The organism is Catenulispora yoronensis (genome assembly GCF_039531695.1).
GTDB classification, from domain to species: Bacteria; Actinomycetota; Actinomycetes; order Streptomycetales; family Catenulisporaceae; genus Catenulispora; species Catenulispora yoronensis.
Genome location: NZ_BAAAQN010000211.1, coordinates 1 through 580 on the forward strand (window position 1 = coordinate 1; position 580 = coordinate 580).

A 580-nucleotide genomic window follows, 5' to 3' on the forward strand; every position below is an offset into this window, starting at 1 on the left:
CTCTTCCACATCTTCACCGATGCCAAGTTTGCCGAGATCCTGCAGATTAGGGATACCTTCGAGAAAAAGAATACGCTCGATATACTTATCGGCGTGCTTCATTTCGTCGATGGATTCGTGGTACTCAATATCGTTGAGGCGCATCAGGCCCCAATTTTTAAACATTCTCGCATGAAGAAAGTACTGATTAATTGCGACTAGCTCATTTCCCAATAATTTATTGAGATAACTTATGATTTTGACATCACCTTTCATTATATAGTCCCTCCGCTTCCACTCATTGAAGCGTAGTCCGGCCTATAGGGATGTCAAAAGAGAAGCGTGGACTTCAGGCGATTTCTTTGAATTCCGGCATGGTGGTTAATTCATCTTCCATCACTTCACGCGCGGCACGAACACACTTACCGCATTGATTTCCCACGGGAACAAACTTACGTAATTGCTGAAAAGATTGCGGTTGAAACTGGCGCACAACCTGACGAATTTTTTTATCGCTGACGCCATTGCACAAACAAACGTACATAGAAACTCCCGTTCAATTTATGCACAAATATTAAATGAGAATGGTTATGATTACAAT

General features: G+C 42.1%; 2 protein-coding genes. Both read right to left on the reverse strand.

What is annotated here, in order from left to right; genetic code table 11:
* On the reverse strand, positions 1-255 hold a 255-nt coding region (gene bfr, locus ABD481_RS46870), incomplete at its 3' end, for a bacterioferritin (RefSeq protein WP_344672367.1).
* Between the two features lie 73 nt (positions 256-328).
* Positions 329-523: a bacterioferritin-associated ferredoxin gene (bfd, locus tag ABD481_RS46875; RefSeq protein WP_004152415.1), complete on the reverse strand. Its 195-nt coding sequence runs from the start codon at positions 521-523 to the stop codon at positions 329-331.
* Positions 524-580 lie beyond the last annotated feature (57 nt).